The organism is Variovorax sp. P4_D9, from assembly GCF_056401695.1.
This window is the reverse complement of sequence record NZ_JBFUIU010000914.1, coordinates 1-3,340: the sequence shown is the minus strand read 5'-3', so window position 1 is coordinate 3,340 and position 3,340 is coordinate 1. Positions and strand designations below refer to the sequence as shown.

General features: G+C 66.9%; 2 protein-coding genes and 1 pseudogene. 2 read left to right on the top strand and 1 reads right to left on the bottom strand.

Annotated features, from left to right (window positions below; translation table 11 throughout):
* Positions 1-4: 4 nt before the first annotated feature.
* Both AC1DY5_RS48190 and AC1DY5_RS48185 read left to right on the top strand, forming a co-directional pair.
* Complete coding sequence (locus AC1DY5_RS48190; protein WP_478121424.1) at positions 5-925, top strand: Bug family tripartite tricarboxylate transporter substrate binding protein; 921 nt, start codon at positions 5-7, stop codon at positions 923-925.
* Positions 926-1,042: 117 nt separating this feature from the next.
* Positions 1,043-2,118: pseudogene (locus AC1DY5_RS48185) on the top strand (acyl-CoA dehydrogenase family protein).
* A gap of 58 nt (positions 2,119-2,176) precedes the next feature.
* Here the strand turns inward: AC1DY5_RS48185 and pcaF are convergent.
* A partial coding sequence (gene pcaF / locus AC1DY5_RS48180; protein ID WP_478121423.1) for a 3-oxoadipyl-CoA thiolase occupies positions 2,177-3,340 on the bottom strand: 1,164 nt, incomplete at its 5' end.

The window sequence follows — 3,340 nt, the reverse complement described above, 5'->3', positions numbered from 1 at the left end:
GGGCCTGCCCGCCCATGCGGCCGGGTATCCTGACAAGCCGATCCGCCTTGTGGTGCCGTTCCCCGCAGGTGGCGCGACCGACCTGATGGCACGCACCATGGGCCAGAAACTGGCAGCACGACTCGGCCAAGCCGTGATCATCGACAACCGCGCGGGCGCTGGCGGCGGTATCGGCGCCGAGGCGGTGGCGACCTCGGCCCCCGACGGCTATACGCTGTTGTTCGCCACCATGGGGTCGCTCACCATCAACCCGAGCCTGTATAAGAACCTGCGCTACGACCCAGTCAAGAGCTTCGAGCCGGTCACGCTGACGCACAACACGTCCAACCTGCTCGTTGTCAACCCGAACGTGCCCGCCAAGTCGGTGGCCGAACTCATCGAGCTTGCGCGCAAGAAGCCCGGCGAGCTGACCTTTGCATCGGCGGGCAACGGCACCACCAGCCACCTCTCTGGCGAACTCTTCAAAAGCTTGGCCAAGGTCGACCTGACGCACGTTCCGTACAAAGGGAGCGCGCCCGCGATGACCGACTTCCTCGGCGGCCGCACCTCGATGATGTTCGACACCGCCTCGAATTTCGTCGAATACGTCAAGACCGGGAAGGTGCGCCCGCTGGGGCTCACCGGCCGCAAGCGCCTGCCGACCATGCCGAACGTGCCCACCATCTCCGAAACACCCGGCATGGGCGACTACGAGATGTCGCTCTGGCTCGGCGTGCTCGCGCCCGCCGGTACGCCCGAAAACATCGTCGCAACGTTGCATGACGAGATCGGCGCAGCCATGTCGTCGCCTGACATCATCCGACAGATGGCCGATTCCGGCATCGAAGTTCGGCTCAGCACACCGAAGGAATTCGCCGCGCTGATTCGCACGGATACAGCAAAGTGGTCAGAGGTCGTAAAGCGCTCAGGCGTGCGCCTCGACTGATTTCCGATCGCCAGCCGTCTCGTCACCCGCGAGACGGCTTCTTTCCGACGGCAGCGTTCGAATCTTGGACAGCAAGCGTCAGGACCGGACGCGACCCACGAGTTCTTCGACGAGCATATCCATCCCAACGAGGCGCGCTACTACATAGGAGCTGGACGCATTCCGCCGCTCGGGCAATGCCTGACGGGTGACACCATTGATCGAGGAAGTCAAGCCGCTGGCGCGCGAGGCCGGCTTCTGGAACATGTTCCTGCCGCACGACTACCGCGGCATGTCGAGCATATCCAATCTCGACTACGCGCCGTTGTGCGAAGTGATGGGCCGCGTGTCCTGGTCGGGCGAGGTATTCAACTGCTCGGCGCCCGAAACGGGCAACATGGAGACCATCGAGCGCTACGGCACCGAGGCGCAGAAGGACGAATGGCTCGAGCCGCTGCTTGCTGGCCAGATTCGGTCCGGCTTCCTCATGACCGAGCCGGGCGTGGCCTCGTCGGACGCCACCAACATCCAGTGCACCATCACGCGCGACGGCGACGAGTACGTCATCAACGGCCGCAAGTGGTTCTCATCGGGTGCGGGCAGCCCGCGCTGCAAGATCTTCATCGTGATGGGCAAGACCGACCCCGAGGCGCCGCGCCATGCGCAGCAATCGATGGTGCATGTGCCGCGCGACACGCCCGGCGCGAAGCGTGCTGCGCCACCTCTCGGTGTTAGGCTCGACGATGCACCGCACGGCCACATGGAAGTCTTGCTCGAGAACGTGCTCGTTCCGGTGAGCAACATCCTGTCGGCGAAGGTCGCGCTTTCGAAATCGTCCAGGACAGCGCCTTGGCCCGGGACGCATCCACCATTGCATGCGTTCCATCGGCGCCGCCGAGCGCGCGCTTGAGCTGATGTGCGACCGGCTGCGCTCGCGTATCGCCTTCGGACGCCCTCTTGCCGAGCAGTCGGTCTGGCACGAGCGCATCGGCGAATCGCGCTACCTGAACGACCAGGCTCGGCTGCTCACGCCTCAATGCCGCCTGCAAGATGGACACGGTGGGCAAGAGGGAGGCGCGTGCTTGGGCTTGTGGTTCGCCGAGGCCTATGCGCATCAGCGCACCGTGCGCATCGTCGACGGGCCTGACGAAGCGCACAGCAACGCCATCGCCAAGCCGGAGTTGGCAAGGCGCGCGGCGCCGGCGCGCGTCTGAATCGAAGACGGGGCAGGACGGCCAGGCTATTGCGCCCTTTGCCTTGGGGCCAAGTCGGTCAAACGCGCTCAAGAATGATCGCGATGCCCTGCCCCACGCCGATGCACATGGTGCACAGCGCATAGCGGCCGCCCTGCTTGTGCAGCTGGTTGATGGCGGTGGTGGCCAGCCGGGCGCCGCTGGCGCCCAGCGGATGGCCCAGCGCGATCGCGCCGCCGTTGATGTTGACGCGCGCATCGTCGTCCTTGAGGCCCAGCAGGCGCAGCACCGCCAGGCCCTGCGCGGCGAAGGCCTCGTTGAGCTCGATGACGTCGATCTGGTCGAGCTTCAGGCCCGTGAGCTGCAGCACCTTCTGGGTCGCCGGCGCCGGGCCGATGCCCATGATGCGCGGCGCCACGCCGGCGGTCGCCATGCCGACCACGCGGGCGCGCGGTGTCAGGCCGTGCTTCGCGGCGCTGGCCTCGTCGGCCAGCAGCAGCGCCACCGCGCCGTCRTTGACGCCGCTGGCATTGCCGGCGGTCACGCTGCCGTCGGGACGCACCACACCCTTGAGCTTGGCCAGCGCCTCCAGGCTGGTCTCGCGCGGATGCTCGTCCTTGCCGACGATGATCGGGTCGCCCTTCTTCTGGGCCACGCTCACCGGCACGATCTCGGCATCGAAGAAGCCCGACTTCTGCGCCGCCACGGCGCGCTGCTGCGARGCCAGCGCCATGCGGTCTTGCGCCTCGCGCTCGATCTTGTAGTCGGTGGCGACGTTCTCGGCCGTCTCGGGCATCGAGTCGACGCCGTACTGCGCCTTCATGAGCTTGTTGACGAAGCGCCAGCCGATGGTGGTGTCRTAGACCGCGTTGTTGCGGCTGAAGGCGCTCTCGGCCTTGGGCATCACGAAGGGCGCGCGGCTCATGCTCTCGACGCCGCCGGCGATCATCAGGCCGGCCTCGCCGGCCTTGATCGCGCGTGCCGCGGTGCCGACCGCATCGAGGCCCGAGCCGCACAGGCGGTTGATGGTGCCGCCGCCGACTTCGATCGGCAGGCCGGCCAGCAAGGCCGCCATGCGCGCGACGTTGCGGTTGTCCTCGCCGGCCTGGTTGGCGCAACCATAGAGCACGTCGCCGACCGCCTGCCAGTCGACCTTCTTGTTGCGCTCCATCAGCGCCTTGAGCGGCACCGCGCCGAGGTCGTCGGTGCGCACGCTGGAGAGGGCGCCGCCGTAGCGGCCGAA